Annotated in this window: 13 protein-coding genes; 11 read left to right on the forward strand and 2 right to left on the reverse strand. The window is 56.3% G+C overall.

The window, feature by feature from the left end:
• Nucleotides 1-239 precede the first annotated feature (239 nt).
• The 8 genes from BLV81_RS00120 to BLV81_RS00155 all read left to right on the forward strand — a co-directional run bounded on the left by BLV81_RS00120 (nt 240) and on the right by BLV81_RS00155 (nt 8,813).
• Nucleotides 240-1,367 (forward strand): nucleoside hydrolase, encoded by a 1,128-nt coding sequence (locus BLV81_RS00120; protein ID WP_218134229.1) that lies wholly within the window; start codon nt 240-242, stop codon nt 1,365-1,367.
• Nucleotides 1,364-2,317, forward strand: coding sequence for a carbohydrate kinase family protein (locus tag BLV81_RS00125; protein ID WP_092351207.1), 954 nt, complete (start codon nt 1,364-1,366; stop codon nt 2,315-2,317). Before BLV81_RS00120 ends, BLV81_RS00125 begins: the two co-directional genes overlap by 4 nt.
• 63 nt (nt 2,318-2,380) lie before the next feature.
• A complete protein-coding gene (locus BLV81_RS00130) occupies nt 2,381-3,037 on the forward strand; it encodes a hypothetical protein (protein ID WP_092351209.1) in 657 nt (218 codons plus the stop codon).
• Nucleotides 3,027-4,415, forward strand: a complete 1,389-nt coding sequence (locus BLV81_RS00135; protein WP_218134230.1) for an NCS2 family permease — start codon at nt 3,027-3,029, stop codon at nt 4,413-4,415. The genes BLV81_RS00130 and BLV81_RS00135 overlap by 11 nt, the downstream gene beginning before the upstream one ends.
• A gap of 22 nt (nt 4,416-4,437) precedes the next feature.
• The gene (locus BLV81_RS00140) at nt 4,438-4,851 is read left to right on the forward strand and encodes an ExbD/TolR family protein (protein WP_092351211.1); all 414 of its coding nucleotides are present in this window, start codon (nt 4,438-4,440) and stop codon (nt 4,849-4,851) included.
• Between the two features lie 3 nt (nt 4,852-4,854).
• Nucleotides 4,855-5,559, forward strand: coding sequence for an energy transducer TonB (locus tag BLV81_RS24355; protein ID WP_092351213.1), 705 nt, complete (start codon nt 4,855-4,857; stop codon nt 5,557-5,559).
• 81 nt (nt 5,560-5,640) lie between these two features.
• Nucleotides 5,641-8,145 carry a TonB-dependent receptor gene (locus BLV81_RS00150; RefSeq protein ID WP_092351215.1) on the forward strand — a complete coding sequence of 835 codons (2,505 nt, stop codon included), beginning with the start codon at nt 5,641-5,643 and terminating at the stop codon, nt 8,143-8,145.
• A 71-nt stretch (nt 8,146-8,216) separates the two neighbouring features.
• On the forward strand, nt 8,217-8,813 hold the full coding sequence (locus BLV81_RS00155; protein ID WP_092351217.1) for a MotA/TolQ/ExbB proton channel family protein: 597 nt from the start codon (nt 8,217-8,219) through the stop codon (nt 8,811-8,813).
• Here BLV81_RS00155 and BLV81_RS23440 read toward each other — a convergent pair.
• Nucleotides 8,784-9,092 (reverse strand): hypothetical protein, encoded by a 309-nt coding sequence (locus tag BLV81_RS23440; RefSeq protein WP_143036233.1) that lies wholly within the window; start codon nt 9,090-9,092, stop codon nt 8,784-8,786. The two genes, BLV81_RS00155 and BLV81_RS23440, sit on opposite strands and share 30 nt — an antisense overlap.
• Nucleotides 9,093-9,168: 76 nt before the next feature.
• Between BLV81_RS23440 and BLV81_RS00160 the strand changes: the two genes are divergently transcribed.
• Both BLV81_RS00160 and BLV81_RS00165 read left to right on the forward strand, forming a co-directional pair.
• Complete coding sequence (locus BLV81_RS00160; protein ID WP_092351725.1) at nt 9,169-9,759, forward strand: RNA polymerase sigma factor; 591 nt, start codon at nt 9,169-9,171, stop codon at nt 9,757-9,759.
• The gene (locus tag BLV81_RS00165) at nt 9,756-10,034 is read left to right on the forward strand and encodes a zf-HC2 domain-containing protein (RefSeq protein WP_176992680.1); all 279 of its coding nucleotides are present in this window, start codon (nt 9,756-9,758) and stop codon (nt 10,032-10,034) included. The genes BLV81_RS00160 and BLV81_RS00165 overlap by 4 nt, the downstream gene beginning before the upstream one ends.
• 72 nt (nt 10,035-10,106) lie before the next feature.
• On the opposite strand, the gene BLV81_RS00170 is transcribed toward BLV81_RS00165, so the two are convergent.
• The gene (locus BLV81_RS00170) at nt 10,107-10,358 is read right to left on the reverse strand and encodes a hypothetical protein (RefSeq protein WP_092351219.1); all 252 of its coding nucleotides are present in this window, start codon (nt 10,356-10,358) and stop codon (nt 10,107-10,109) included.
• A 324-nt stretch (nt 10,359-10,682) separates the two neighbouring features.
• Here BLV81_RS00170 and BLV81_RS00180 point away from each other — a divergent pair, with 324 nt between their 5' ends.
• Nucleotides 10,683-15,125, forward strand: coding sequence for a coiled-coil domain-containing protein (locus tag BLV81_RS00180; RefSeq protein ID WP_143036234.1), 4,443 nt, complete (start codon nt 10,683-10,685; stop codon nt 15,123-15,125).
• The last annotated feature ends 23 nt before the right edge of the window (nt 15,126-15,148 follow it).

Here is a 15,148-nt window from a genome sequence, read left to right on the forward strand (position 1 = left end):
CGAAATTAATTCACAATGGTTCGTACCAGTCATAATAATGTCATATTTGTCTTGTATCCTTTGCTCGTGCCTATGATGTTTATATATATTGCTCTAATGGGTTATTTAATATTTATTAAAATAAGTGGTTCGTACCATCGTGGCATGGATATTGCTGATGTTGCCGATATGCGCCAGGTGTCCATGCGCCGAAAAGTCGGCCTGTGCTTGCATCGGTGATCAACCTTGAAAGTTCGGAGATGAAAACAACTTTAGATCGGGTATTGCTCTGGCTGATGGCGTCGCTTGCGATGGCGATACTGGCCTTGCCTGCGAACGCCGATACCGGCAGGCGCAAGCTGATTATCAGCCAGGACGCATATGGGCCTGGCGGCACTAATATGCAATCGATATTGATGCTATTGCAGGCGCCAGACGTCGAGGTGCTGGGCATCGTGGTCGGCAGCGGTGATGGCTGGCGCGACGAAAACATCCAGCACACATTGCGTTTATTGGAGATTGCCGGCCGTCCCGAGGTTCCGGTGTATGCCGGGACGGTGTTGCCGTTGCTGAACAGTGCCGAAAAAACGCAGCGCTGGGAGAGCATGTACGGCGAACTGTCATATAAGGGCGCATGGTCGAAGCCGATAGACAAAAAACGTCATGCCGATCCCTATGCGGTTCCGGCCCTCCCTGAGGGAATGGCTACGATAAAGCCGGCGGCCGAATCCGGCGTCGATTTCATGATTCGTAAGGTGCATGAATTCCCGGGGCAGGTGACGATTTGGGCGGCCGGTCCGTTAACCGACCTGGCCGTGGCGGCTCGTCTTGATTCCGCATTTTCCTCGCTCGCCAAGGAACTGGTTTTCATGGGGGGGAGTTTCCGCCCGGTGCCTGCGGCCAATGCATTCGCTGACGAATATCGGCATAACACCCGGCTTGAATTCAATCTGCGCTGGGATCCGGAAGCTGCCTCGATAGTACTGCATGAACCGTGGAAACAGGTGTTGCAGATTCCCGTTGATCCGACCACGGCAACATTTTTCCGGCCCGAGCTGTTGGCTCGGATTGCGAATGGAAAGACGCCGTTCGCAAGCTATATCGGACAGTATGGACAGCCGCTGCCGATGTGGGATGAATTGGCGGCGATGGTGTGGATCGATCCCGGCATCGTGAAAAGAAGCTCAACCATGCTGGTCGACGTCGATACCAGTTTTACTGCCGGTTATGGCAACACCCTGAGCTGGGCGTTGGGAAAAGGCCCGCATCTCGGCGAACGGCCGGTATTGGTGATTCAAGAGATCGATGTGCCGCGTTTCGAACAAATGACTGTCGATCTTCTTACCCGCCCCCAAACCGTGAATGGCGAAAGAGCACACGCGCAATGATCAATATCTTGAGAAACAACGATGCGCGCCGATTTGGATTGCTGGCATTTGGCGATCCCAACCTGGATACGGTTATCGCGGTTGACGCCGTGCCAAGAGCGGATCAGAAATGCCTCGGACGGCGGCTCGGTTCGTTTGCCGGCGGCACCGTCGCCAACGTCGCGTGCGCTGCCAGCCGCTTGCGCATACCCGTAGCGAGCTATGGCCGGACAGGCGACGATGTGGCTGGCGAGTTTTTGCGGGCGGAATTTCAACGCACCGGCGTATCGACAGCATATCTGCGCAGCCTGTCCGGAAAAATTTCAGCCAATGCTCTGATCATGCTGGATAAATGCGGCGAGAAGGCGGTGGTGTATGAGCCCATGCCGGGCCCGGTGCTGGATCCGAAAACCATATCGCAAGCCCTGGTCGACAGCCGTTTGGTGCATGCGATGCCTTACGACCTCGAAGAATTTTTTGAACTAAGCAAATTGGCGCATGGCACAGGCACAGCGGTTTCGATCGACATCGAAACCGCGATGGTGAATGGACCGGCCCGTCTCGATGCACTGCTGGCTTTGTCCGATCTGGTGTTCATGAACGAGCAGAGTTTCTCCGAGATAGTGAAAAAGCCCCTCACCGCCGCCAACGTCCGCGCACTGCTTGAGCGCGGCCCTGAGCTGATCGTGGTGACGCGCGGGGCCGCCGGCGCCATAGCGGTCAGTCGTAAACAGACGGTCGAGCAATCCGCCTTCCGAGCGCAAGTCGTCGATACCACCGGCGCCGGCGATTGCTTCAACGGCGCGTTTATCGCAGCGTTGCTGGAAGGCCGCTCGCTGATGCAGGCGACGCGCTTTGCCTGTGCCGCCGCATGCATCTCGGTGACAGCAGTCGGGGCGCGTTCCGGCTTGCCCGATCGCGAGGCGGTGTCAGCCTTGCTGGCCGCCGCTGATCAATCGTTCGATTATTGATATGGCTAACCCTATTACTTTATTCAACTTATTTATTCAACTTAACCAACTAACGGAATTTTCATGACGTCTGCAAAAAAATCTCCAGCTTTCATTACTTTCACAGGAGTGGATCGCGTCGACCTGATACCTGGCATGCAAGCGCTTGCCGCACGTTATCCGGTCGAATGGGGAGTCTTGTTTCAGGACGCGCGCGAAGGTCAGCCAAGATTTCCAACCGGCGATGTGCGGCAAGCCATCCGCTGCTCCGGCTTGCGGCTGTCGGCGCACGTATGCGGCGAAGCTGCGCGCGCGATCGTGGCGGGACAATCGCCGGAACTCGATCTGGCGGGCTTTGCGCGGATTCAGATCAACCATGGCTTCCTCGGCAGCAGCGATATCGAAATACGGAACAGCCATACCTACGCCGCACGCTACGGCATGCGCGCGGCGCTGCAGTGCCAGGGCGACTTTCCCTCGGATACGCGCGTGGATTGGCTGTACGACCTGTCCTTCGGCACCGGTGTTCAGCCAAAAGTATGGCCGCCGCTGGACGCCGACCATCCTCTGTGTGGATATTCGGGTGGTTTTTCCTCCGCCAACATAGCTGCGCTGCTGGATGCCTTCCCGGTAGCGTCGCAAGTCGCGTACTGGATCGACATGGAGTCTGGCGTGCGCACCGACGATCAATTCGATCTTGAAAAATGCGCGGCGATTTGCCGGCAAGTCTTTGACCGATAAGCCCTACATCAATCCTCACCTGAGCGAGAAACCTTTGAAAATTCACCGGCTCCTTGATCGATTTTTTCATCTGCATAACCGCGGTACCACTGCCGGCCGTGAAATGGTCGCCGGCATGACGACCTTTGCCGCGATGAGTTACATCGTTGTCGTCAATCCGATGATCTTATCCTCAACAGGCATGGATAAGCAGGGCTTGCTGCTGGCCACAGTCGTCTCGGCGGTGGTCGGCACCCTGATCATGGCGCTGTGGGCGAATCTGCCGATTGCGCTCGCGCCCGGCATGGGCACCAACATCGTGTTCGCGCAGATACTGGTGGGGCAGATGGGCGTGTCGTGGCAGACCGGGCTGACCATGGTGTTTTTGAATGCCGTCATCTTCCTGGCGCTATCGCTGACGCGCTGGCGCGAACGCATCGTCGCAGCATTTCCAGAGCCGATAAAACTTGGCATGCAATGTTCTATCGGCGCATTTGTCGCGTATCTGGGATTGAAAAGCGCCGGCCTGGTGGTGGCGCTTCCGGGCTCTATCGCAGGGCTCGGGAATCTCGGCGACCATGCAGCCTTGCTGGCCTTGGGTGGCATCGTGGCCACCCCGATGCTGGTCGGGCGGCGGGTTCCGGGCGCGCTGCTGCTGTCGATTATCGCCATCACGGTAGCCGGCTCTTTCATACACGGCGCCGATGGCAAGGTTCTCACGGTGTGGCCGGAGCATCTGGTCGCCATGCCGGCGTTCAAGACTGACCTGATTGGCGCCTTCGATTTCCACGAATTCCTATCGAAATTCTATCTGCTGTTGCCGGTCACGCTTTATTTTCTGCTGTCGGAATTTTTTGCCGGCACCGCAACCCTGTTTGGGGTAACCAGGCGCGCCAACTTGTTGACTGCATCCGGCAATCTGCCGGACGCGCGGGCAGCGTTTGCCTCGGATGCGCTGGCTAGCGTGATCGGCGCGGCGGTTGGCACCTCCACCGTCACCGCCTATGTCGAATCGGTCGCCGGCGTCGAAGCTGGCGGGCGCACCGGATTGACGGGAGTAACGGTAGCGGCTCTGTTTGCACTGAGCATATTTTTAGCACCGTTGATCACGATTGTTCCGGTGCAAGCCACCGCCCCGGTGCTGGTGCTGGTCGGATTGCTGATGATGGAAGGATTGCGCGAGATCGACTTGTCGCGTCTTGAAACCAGCCTGCCGCCGCTATTGATGACCTTGGTGACAGTTCTCACCACCGACCTGATGGTGGGCATGGCGTTTGGCTGTTTTGCGTACACGCTGATTGCCGCCGCACTGCGCCGGCCGCAAAAGGTGACGGCGGCGGTGCTGGCGCTGGACGCCGTGTTCGTGCTGTACCTGGTTTTACGAAATTCAATCAATTAATTAAATAAAGAGAGCTGCCGCTATGCGTAAATGGGAAGAGCCGGAAAACCGCAAGGCCCGCATCGAGATCATCCCGATGATCGACGTCATGATGTTCCTGCTGGTTTTCTTCGTGCTGTTGAGTTTAAACGTGATCCCGGCCTTGGGCGTGAAGACAGCGTTGCCGTCGTCATCGACCGCCAAGGATCTGCAGACCCAGAATCTGGCCCGCATCACCTTGACCGCATCTGCCGAAATGCAGCTGGAAGGCCAGGCGGTTACCGCTGAAAGCCTGGTTTCACGCCTGAAATCGATGGAGGCGAAAGAACCCAAAAAGAAGCTGGTGCTGCTCGTCAATGCTGATAAAAAGGTCGAATTCCAACATGTCATAGATCTGATGGATACCCTCAAGGGCAAGGGTTTTGAAGCAATCTCATTTGTGACAAAACGGAAGTAAGCCATGTCCATGTTTTATGTCAACAGGAATATGATCGCAGCCTTGCCCTCGGCCTCGCTGCTGGTCTTTCTGCTATTCGGGATGATCAGCAGCGTGCGTCCGCTTAAACCGAAATACGACGAGCCGATCAAGCTGGAAATGGTCGAAATGCCGGCGCCGACGCCGGCACCTGTATCGCCAAAAACGGAAGCGAAACAGGAAGCGGCGGCGCCGCAAAGGCCGCAACCACCCGTGCCGCCACAGCCGCCAAGGCAAGCACCGTCGGAACTCGCGCATACTCCGCAGCCGCCAATGCCAGCGAGTCCCGTAGCGAGCCCGACAGCGGCGCCTGCGCCAGCGACGCCCGCCGAGCCGGTCTCACCTTCAAAGCCGCCTGAACCGGCGCCGGTTGCCGCCGCCAAGCCGAACGTCGACGGCGAATACATCGCACGGATCCGCAGCTACTTGAATTCGATAAAACGCTATCCGAGCGGCCGTGAGGCGAGCCAGCTGCGGCCCGAGGGGACGGTGAAGATCTGGTTCGTGTTACGGCGCGACGGATCCCTGGTGGATAGCGGCATTGAACAATCGTCGAACTCGACATTACTCGATGAAGCAGCACGCAAGACCGTCAGCAGGGCGACGTTCCCCGGCTTTCCGGAGCAGTTCATGGCGGATCAAGAGACGCATCGCTTTAGCGTTGATTTGCAGTTCAGGCCGGCTAATTGACGATGCAAATTCAAGCATGAAAATGCAATGTACGACCGAAACATCAAAGCAGTTCACCGAACGTAATTAAGGGGGAGTTAAATGAAATTCAAAGTCAACCGGCTGGCGCTGATCGTGTCTGGCCTTTTCCTGAGCAACATGTCGGCGGTCCAGGCAGCCGACACCACCGATCTGGGACAAATCAATGTGCAGGGCCTTCCTGGCGGCACCAGCACCGGCTTGATACAGCAAGAGGAGTCGCCGAAAGCGCGCAGTTCGGTGACAGCGGCGGCGATTGAAAAAAAGACGCCGACCTCGACCGCATTTCAGATGATCGAAGCGCTGCCGGGCGTTTCCACCTTCGATCAGGACGGTACCGGCTTGTTCGGCGGCACATTGCGGGTACGCGGATTCAACAGCAACCAGATGGGGCTGACGCTGGATGGCGTGCCCTTGAACGATTCGCTCAACTATACGATCAATATCCAGGAATTTGCCGATCCGGAAAACACCTGTGAAGTTTTCCTGACCCAAGGCAGCACCGACATCGACGCGCCGCATGTCGGCGCCAGCGGCGGAAATATCGGCATTTCAACCTGCGATCCGAAAGACAAGCTAGGCGGCAAGGCTGCATATGCCGTGGGCAGCAATAGCTATCACAAGGAGTTTGTCCGCTTCGATTCCGGGCGCTTCATGAACGATCGCGCCAAGTTCTTTGTTTCGCTGTCGCAAGCCGGCGCCGACAAATTCAAGGGCGACGGCAAGGCCGACCGCGAGCATCTTGACGCCAAGGCAGTGTTCAATTTCGACGGCGGCAGCTTTTCGAAGCTCACCGGCCTCTACAATAAGATGAACAACGCGAACTATCGCACCGTCAGCAAAAACGATATTGCCAGCGGCGGTTACGACCTCGATTTCGGTACGCGTGCGCCGGTGCATCAGCCTGCGGCGGCGGGAACCACTCAAAACGACACGACCTATGCGCCCAATGCCGGTATCTTCGGTGCATCCGGCGCGCAGTACGCCGGTTTCAACGACAACCCTTTCGAGAATTACCAGATAGCGCTGCAGAATCACTGGCAAATTTCTCCCAAGGCGAGCATCGATGTGAATCCTTACTACATTTACGGCTACGGCACTGGCGGCAACCAGTTGACCACCGTGACAGAGTCCAAGGCAAGCACCGCATTACATGGAGGCATCCGCGACGCCAACGGCGACGGCGACACCCGCGACACGGTTGCCATGTATGGCAGCAACGTCAGCGAAACCGAGCGCTGGGGCATTACCGCCAAGGCCAACTACCAGGCCGGCATCCACAATGTGAGCGGCGGCATCTGGTTTGACAGAGGCACTTCCAAGCAATACAGCCCGGTGGTAGCGATCGACAATAATGGCAACTCCGCCGATTACTGGCTCAGGAACAGTTACGCCTATTTGCAATATCAGGACGGCACGCCATATAACGCCGCAAGAAACTGGAACACCAAGGTCGATGCGCATACCTTGTTCCTGCAGGACAGCTTCGGCCTGCTCAACGATAAATTGAATGTATTGCTAGGCTTGAAGCGGCAGACCGTGGCGCGCGACTTTAACAATTACGCCAGCGGTTCGGGCGTCAATGCCAATGGCGTGAACTACAGCGAGCATCAGGATTTTTCGGACAACCTGGCTAACCTCGGCCTGCGCTATCAGTTCACGGATAAGCAATCGGTGTTTTTCAACGCCGGCCAGAATGCCCGTGCTCCCGAAAACAGTGCGAACACGGGGTTGGCTCAATTGACAGGCAAGAACTATTCAACCTCGATCGTCAACGGCGTAATGGTGGCTAAAGATGCTGCGGGCAATGTGATTCCGGTCAACATTTTGACGGTCAACGTTAAACCTGAAAAGTCCAACAACTTCGATTTAGGCTATCGCTTCGCCGGCGAACAACTGACATTCTCCGGTTCCGCGTTCTATGTCGATTTTAAAGATCGCCTTTCCAGCCAATACGATCCGACGACCAATCTGAGCACCCAGTTCAACGTCGGAAAATCCAGAACCGTCGGGCTTGAACTGGAAGCCGGTTACAAGGTGAACAGCAACTGGAACGTATACAGTTCGCTGACGCGCACCGAGTCGAGGATGCTGGAAGACAAGGTCTTCGCCAAAACCACCAACGGCGGTTCGGCCGCATTGCCGACCTCGGGAAAACAAATGCCGGATACGCCGAAATGGCTGGCGTCGCTGTCCCTGCAGTACAGCTACGGATCGTTTTATTCGTCGATCCAAGGGCGCTATGTCGGCGCCCGCTATACCGCGTTGGTCAATGACGATCAGGTCGGCGGCTATACCTTATACGATATCGGCGCCGGCTATCGCTTTGCGCCAACTGCTTTCATGAAGACGCCGACGATCCGCCTGACGGTATCCAATCTGTTCAGCAAGCAATATCTGAGCATGACCGGTACGAGTGGCTCGTCGTTTACCAGCAACGTGAATCCGGTGGTGACAGCCCAAGGCACCGTCGCCGGAAATGTATCAGCATCCGGTAACGCGACTTCACCGTCGTTTTATGCCGGTGCGCCACGCACCTTGCAAATATCTTTAAGCACGGATTTTTAATCCGGGGGTGCAATCTTGCATCAATCAGGTGCCGCACCCGATGCGGCATATCATCTCTACCAGGTACCCATATGAACTACATTGAGCTATTCCATAGTCTGACGTTTTATGCGATGTACGGCGCCGCTGCGCTTGCCGTGTTCGTCATCATTGAACGGCAAATTTTTTACATGACCGGCAGACGCGACGCCAGCGCCATCCTGCGTCTCATGGCCGGTTCTGCCAACGATGCAACGCGGATCCCGGCCGCGTTTCTGGAACGAAAATCGACGCCTGTGCAGCTGCTGCGTGAAGCACTGCAGTCACGCGACGCGAAGCTTGCCCCAGCCCGGCTGGAAGATCTTTCAGAAGCCATTTATCTGTCCAGCAGATCGCGTGTAATCGCCCGCTTATGGATACTGGATACGATTGTGACTGCGGCGCCGCTGCTGGGACTGGTCGGCACTATCCTCGGGATTATCGATACGTTTGCGGTGTTGGCTTCATCCGGCATTTCGGATCCATCCGGCGTATCCAAGGGGATCGGTACCGCGCTCTATGCGACTGCCTTGGGGATATCGATAGCGCTGTTCGGATTGCTTTTTTATAATTTCCTGCGCGAATGCTCGGACCGCTTGAACGATCAGCTGAAAGAGCTGTTACTGAGAATTACCGATCCGTCGCACTGAAATCTGGCGTTCATTGCCGCCAGTCTGCACCTGGGGATGTCGACCGTCGCGGGCGATCCGGTGCAGAGTTTTTACCAAAATCAAAAGAAAATCAATGACGGTAAGAGCGACAAAACTGCTGCCTGTTCCGGCGCCGAACTTTTCCTTCGATCTCCCGCCATTAAATAGTTCGCCAGCGTGGGCCAGGGCGCCCATGCAGCTGGTCGCAGCCGGCGTCCGGGATTGATCGTAGCCGTTTACCGGATCGCTGATATCGGAGCGCCGATCTGATCTTGCCAAGGGGGTGAAACATTCTTTGAGAGAGCCGGGTTTTTCTTCTCATATCCGTAATCCAGTCTAACTACAATCGATGGCCATGACACTAATCTCTAATAATTTGACGCGCCAGCCAGAGCAAGCAGATAATGACGACGTTGGCTCGCTTCTTCGCATCGCTGCCGGGGACCGGCAATCCTTGTCGTCCCTATACCTGAAGTATCACCGCAGGTTAAGTCGCTTCCTCGGGCGGGTGACGTATTGTGAGGAGGCGATTGAGGAGGCCATTAACGACACATTCCTGGTCGTCTGGCAAAAAGCCCGTGAATTTCGCGGGGAGGCGCTGGTGTCGACCTGGATCATGGGAATCGCTTACCGCACTGCGCTCAAGTCATTGCGTAGAACGGGGCAGGCCCTGTGGGAAAAAACAGCGCCAGGCGGCGATTTGTCGGTCGCCTGTCCTTTCGACGACCATGAAGTGCTCGACTGGGTCGCCAAAGGGCTGTTCCTTTTGCCGATCGATCAGCGCGTGGTGTTGGAGTTGGCGTACTGGATGGGACACTCGCTGGAAGAGATCGCCGAGATCATGGAGTGTCCGGTCAGCACAATAAAAGCAAGGATGTTTCGCGCCCGCGTCACGCTGCGCAGCACCTTGCCGAAACTGGGAGGTCTTTTGGAGAAGAAACATTGAGCGATTCGACCGATGTCAATGCTTGTCACGAGAAAGTGTTGGAGCTATTGCCTTGGGTAATCAATGGGCGCGCATCCGTTGCGGAGCGCAGCATGGTCGAAATGCATTTGCGGGAGTGCGCAGATTGCCGGACAGAATACCAATTTCAGAGTGCGCTGTTCGCGGAAATGAGCAATGGCCCGGTCCTGGAGCCTGATGCAGCACGGGGCCTTGAACGTCTCTGGGAGCGCATCGACCAGGCGGCAGGCGCCGCTATTCCGGGACTCCCGAGCTAAAGCATCCCGATGCGCAGAACGCATTTCATCAATAAACCCCGTGCAAGACAACACGATGCACGGGGCATTCCTTCAGTGACGAACAATGTCGATCAGCTCCAGGTTGGGTTCCCTGACGCCTAAATGACGTAGCATCTTCAGTTCGTCGCAGGTCAGCGGCCCGATCTGGAAATACGGTCCGCCGTGCAGGTGGACACCGCTCAATTTGGTATGAATCGCGCAGTCGTTGATCGGGATTTCGATTGCGCCGGAGCCGGGCTTGGATACCTTCAAGATGTCGCCCGACAGCGTCGCTAAAAGAGCATGGGTGTGATTTGCGTGCATGATTATCCTCTGGTTACGTTATGTCGCGGTTGCCAAGCCAACCTGGCTCTCACTCCAGGACTTCGCAGAGCTTTCTGGCTTTCCAACAACCTCGCACGGTAAATGGTCACTCTTTTTTTTTCCCGTGATCTCAATTCTGCCGAATCTTTATTGCGAGATACGAAGCCTTCCCATTTTTTGCCAATTGCTTCGCGCGTTGAGCATATTTTTCGCTCAGCGGAAGATAGGTCGGCTACACGAAGGTATGTTTTCCACAAGGAGCTGGAAAAGAGCGCTGCGTACGCCACGCATGCCCATAAATTTCAAAATCGGAAGGGGATTGGGATGCCTGCATTCACTGTCAATACACGGAAATCAATCTCCACAACGACCGAATCTCCCGCGTCGCCGGATAGCGCAACGACAACAGAATCGGCGAGCGCGAAAAACTCCAGCGCAAGGAGAAACTCGTCGAGTTCTTTCTTCGCGCCGCTAAAAAGCATCCGTGGCGCTTATCGTGCGGGGGTCAAGACAATCATGGGGCGGCCAATCAGCGTTGGCGGCCCTTTGCCTGGCACCTCTATGGCATTGGAACGCCCGTCAAGAACTCAGCTCAATAAGAAGGCCGAGCAAGCTTCCTCATCCGAACCTCAGGATATTCCAGGCAAATTTGATGACATTGCCCAGCAAGCGCAGTCCCTGCAGAAACGTCTGACGCAAGCATCCCACAGCCTATCGGACAGGCCGGGTGGCCCGACTACCGCCTGGGAAAAATTAGTCGAATGTTTCCCTGTGCTCCAGCCGCATGCTGTACCGAAAGTGCAGACGCTCCAGGCAAAGCCCCTGAAAAAATCCGATTCTTCAAGTGTGTTGACGACTGAAGAAGCCGAATCCATCAGAACCCGTTTAACGCAAAATTTGCAAGGACTTGGACGGGAATACCAGGAGGCACGCCAGGATTGGCAAGCGCTGGCAAGTGAGCATCGGCAATTGACGGCGCAACGTGAAGCGCTCGAAGAGAAGATTGCCATGCTGACACCCTTGAGTGAAAAAGCTGGACAGGACATAGACAACATCCAAGGCCGGATAGCGGCCGCGCAGCACGCGCCAAGCTATTCCCCGCAACGGTTGGAGGTGGCAGGCCTGAGACATGAAGGCGAGCGCCTGGAAGCGCAGCTTCAGCAATGCCGATTGCAACAGTCATCCCACAGCAGGCGTCTGGCGCCATTGCTGCAGAGAGAACAACTTGCGGCAGACGCAAGCGCGCGAGCCGAAAAAAGGATGCTGCACGCAGCCTCACGCCTGCATGCACTGGTGACGCCCTGTGAGGTAAATGACATAGCTGGAGCCGTGCTGGCGTCAGACATCACTGTCAAGCACCTGGACTTTACCCAAACGGAACTGGACCGGTTAAGCGATATTTCTCAGGAACTGCTTAAGCAATGCGAGACTGACAAGGCCGGCCTGGAACCTGCTCTTGGAGCGCTGGTAGAGGCGCATCAGCATATATGTGAAAACCTGCAATTGGTGCAAACCGAATGTACCGTGCAACAGCATACTCACGCCTCCCTCAAGAACGACCTAAGCTTGGTACTTGGGCACAAAAGCGCTTTGCAACAACGTTTGACGGCTGTTTCCGGGCAGCCTGAGGCCAACGCCGAGGTCAATGCCAATGCCGATGAACTGAGCTCCATCCAGGCCGAGTGCGCCCATTTCGAGCAGCTGGAAGAGACCCTTAACGGCTTGATTGCAGAAATCGGAACGCTACTCACTTCTGCGGAAGAGCGGGTTGAGCACATGGTGGGCGAGGCTGAACGGGTTCTTGGACAACTGGATGTGGTGATGCGCGGTCTTCACACTGCACAGACTGGCATCCAGGGGGCTGAAAAAGCACAGGAAGCGTTGGCCTCGGCCAAGGCTGCTGTCGAGGAACGGCTTGGCGTTGCGACCACCGAGAACCAGAAAATCCATTCGATATCGGATGATGTGAGCGCAGAGTCGGTCGCGGGATTGTTGCTGCACCCGCCAGGCTTCGGAGCCTCGGAATCGCTTCGGGTTTTAAGCCGGGATTTGAATATCGCAATGAATGCGATACCGGCGAATCCCGCAGCCGACGCGCTGCTGAAGACGGATATTGCCGAAAGCCTTTCGTATGCCTTGGCGATAGTGAGCGGCGGTGACGCTCAACGCGCCATCGCGCTGTTGCGGGAATTGAGAGCACACCCCACCTTGTCCATGGTTGTGGGAGAAGATAGTGCAGGAGCGTCTAGCTCATCGTCCGGGAAAACCCCGGCCGACATCAAGGCATTATTCCACTTGATGGCCACCATGCCGCGTGGGATAGAAGTATTGCAAACGCTAGGCAATAACGCTGGTGAAGTCATTTCCGGCAAACAATTGGTTGCGTTGCGGGTGTATTGGCAAGCCGACATGGCAATTTCCGAGTCAAAATCGGCGCCGGTCATGGCGTGGCTGAACGACGCCAAACTGGTAGCTGCGGAAAGGTTGCACCTGAATACCGAGGCCGACCCGGACCAGCATTTGTCTGAACGGTTCGGACAGCGCCAGCTGGGCGCTTACAATGCGGTTCGAAACGGCTATGTCAGCAATGAGCCTGGCTCGCCCTACGATGCTCGCGACAAGGAGTTGCGCAAAGTCGGCGAAGAATGGATGCAACGCAGGCTGGGCCGCTATGGCGAAGGCCTGTTGCGGGGACTCACCCCGTCCCGCGCAAAAACACCGTTTACATCTCACGCTCTGGCAAATACGGCAGCAATGGCCGAGCGTTTCGGCATTACGACGCATGCGAGCAAGGTCGCCGCCGCGATCTCGGCGGCAGCTTCGTCATTAGGCGAAGCTGCCAAAAACTTGCCGGCGAGCGCCCTAAACGGCGATGGACAAATGCATTGCCTGGCTGTGACGGTTTTATGCGATCACATAAAAGAAAATTTCTCCGAGCTTCGCGCGTTGACACCGGCGGATTTCGACGCCATCAGAAAGCGCTTCAATCAAGCGCTGCCCACGCCCACACCCGCCGCCGGCACAACGGCGACCCAGCAAGCCCTGCCTGAACCATTGGAGGAATATGCCGCGGAAGCCAATGCCATGGCACGCAGCAGCAGCTCGCTTCCTTTGCGGCGTAAAGCCAATATCGGCGTTAGCGCGGAATCTGTCTTGCGCGATGTGTCAGAGCAATTTCTGCAAAGGAATGCCGAACACTTGAGTCCGGAACAGATCGATTCCATCGTGGGCGGGCTTGGTCTGGACGCAACAGAGGTTCAGGATAATTTCCGCCTCTCGCACATTTCGCGTTATGGTCAAGGCCAGAAATTACGCCTCGACGATAACCAGGACCTGGTCAAGTTTTACAGGCCGATGTTCGCGCAATGGGGGCTGCGCAATAAATTAAAGACATCGAATGGCGGGGCGCTAGGAGTAGGCCTGCCTCTGCTGCCTTATATATCGCCCAAGATTGTCACCCCTTTGCTCACTGCCGGCTACTCTAAGAAACAGGAAGCCTTTGTTCAATTCTTCCAGCCCATTCTTGGATTCGAGATGATGGTGGGTGAAAGCAAGACCAAAACCACGGAAGGCAGCATGGGTGTTGCAATCGGCAAGACGCACGGCAAGCACCTCTTTGCCGGGGGAACTGCGACGATTGCGGCGACTCACGAGCGCATGAAGATGAATGGCACTGTTGTGCGTTTTCTACGTGCTCGAGGCCAGGATGAGGCGCAGCGCCAGAATATGCTGAAAACATGGGAATCCACTGTGTTGTGGAAGGACCTGAAACCCACCAAAAGCGACGCAGCTTTCTCTGGGCCCATGGAGGCCATCCTTTCTCGATTGCCTGACGCGGTGGTTACCGGATTTGACGCCGGATCTATCGCAACCCAGGGGGAAGTAAGAGGAAGTGTCGGGGCCCGGCTTCAAACCAAGCCGGACAGCCGTCGGGCTGAATGGGGCCTTGGCGCGATATTGACCACCAAGGCGAAAGCACAAAGGGCGTTTGAATACCGGACGGAAGACAAAGCAGCGGTATATGTAGTGGCCGACAAATCAAGCACGGGCAAGCAGACTTTCAGCGCTTCACTGGATGTGCAGTTGCCGCTACCGCGTAATGCAAAAACCCTGCCCTTGCCGCTACCGCACAATGCAAGTCCCTCGTCGCTTGGTAAGAGAGGTGCATTGGGAGGAGGCAGTCTGCCCATCGACTTTTCGTTTGAAAGGGAGTTTGCCCAGCACCTGCAGAAACATGGATTGTCGCCATTCCGCATCAACGATAAGCAGGATGGCGACCTTGATCGGCACTACTTTGGCGCCAAGGAGATGCTGGCGGAAATTTCCGCAAACCGTGACCAGTGGTGCGCTCGCGCCCTGGAGACGCTGCCGGAAGTGGATGGAATCAAGGACACGCCGGAGAATCGCGCCGAGGCCCAGAGACTGCTGGCCCAGTTTGAAAAGGATATCGCGGCCTTGGAAACAGAGGGCAAGTATTGCCAGTTCAACGTCAATTACTCAATGCGGCCGCATGCATCCGGACGTATCGATGGCGCACGGCTGGTCGGCGGGCTGGCTGAAATTGCTGGCGATGCGGGCCGGGTGAATGAAAAAGTAAAACTGGCTGATGCCGTTTTGCAGCAACCGGCCACGTGGCGCCCGTTGATGCTGATCGTCCGGGAAAAGGGCAAGGAGGCCACAAATCTTGGTCTCAACTATGGATTGCGGGTGCAAAGTGTCGCTACGGTTGACGGACAACGCACTGCGGCTCAATTTCCTTTAGCGTAGCTGATTACGCCTCGCTCGACGCC

This window comes from Collimonas sp. OK242, assembly GCF_900107095.1.
In the GTDB taxonomy this organism is placed as follows: domain Bacteria; phylum Pseudomonadota; class Gammaproteobacteria; order Burkholderiales; family Burkholderiaceae_D; genus Collimonas.

What these genes read in the sequence shown, in the direction of transcription:
- BLV81_RS00120 (WP_218134229.1), top strand. Translation starts at nt 240, where the DNA reads ATGAAAACAACTTTAGATCGGGTATTGCTCTGGCTGATGGCGTCGCTT.
- BLV81_RS00125 (WP_092351207.1), top strand. Translation starts at nt 1,364, where the DNA reads ATGATCAATATCTTGAGAAACAACGATGCGCGCCGATTTGGATTGCTG.
- BLV81_RS00130 (WP_092351209.1), top strand. Translation starts at nt 2,381, where the DNA reads ATGACGTCTGCAAAAAAATCTCCAGCTTTCATTACTTTCACAGGAGTG.
- BLV81_RS00140 (WP_092351211.1), top strand. Translation starts at nt 4,438, where the DNA reads ATGCGTAAATGGGAAGAGCCGGAAAACCGCAAGGCCCGCATCGAGATC.
- BLV81_RS24355 (WP_092351213.1), top strand. Translation starts at nt 4,855, where the DNA reads ATGTCCATGTTTTATGTCAACAGGAATATGATCGCAGCCTTGCCCTCG.
- BLV81_RS00150 (WP_092351215.1), top strand. Translation starts at nt 5,641, where the DNA reads ATGAAATTCAAAGTCAACCGGCTGGCGCTGATCGTGTCTGGCCTTTTC.
- BLV81_RS00155 (WP_092351217.1), top strand. Translation starts at nt 8,217, where the DNA reads ATGAACTACATTGAGCTATTCCATAGTCTGACGTTTTATGCGATGTAC.
- BLV81_RS00160 (WP_092351725.1), top strand. Translation starts at nt 9,169, where the DNA reads ATGACACTAATCTCTAATAATTTGACGCGCCAGCCAGAGCAAGCAGAT.
- BLV81_RS00170 (WP_092351219.1), bottom strand. Translation starts at nt 10,358, where the DNA reads ATGCACGCAAATCACACCCATGCTCTTTTAGCGACGCTGTCGGGCGAC.
- BLV81_RS00180 (WP_143036234.1), top strand. Translation starts at nt 10,683, where the DNA reads ATGCCTGCATTCACTGTCAATACACGGAAATCAATCTCCACAACGACC.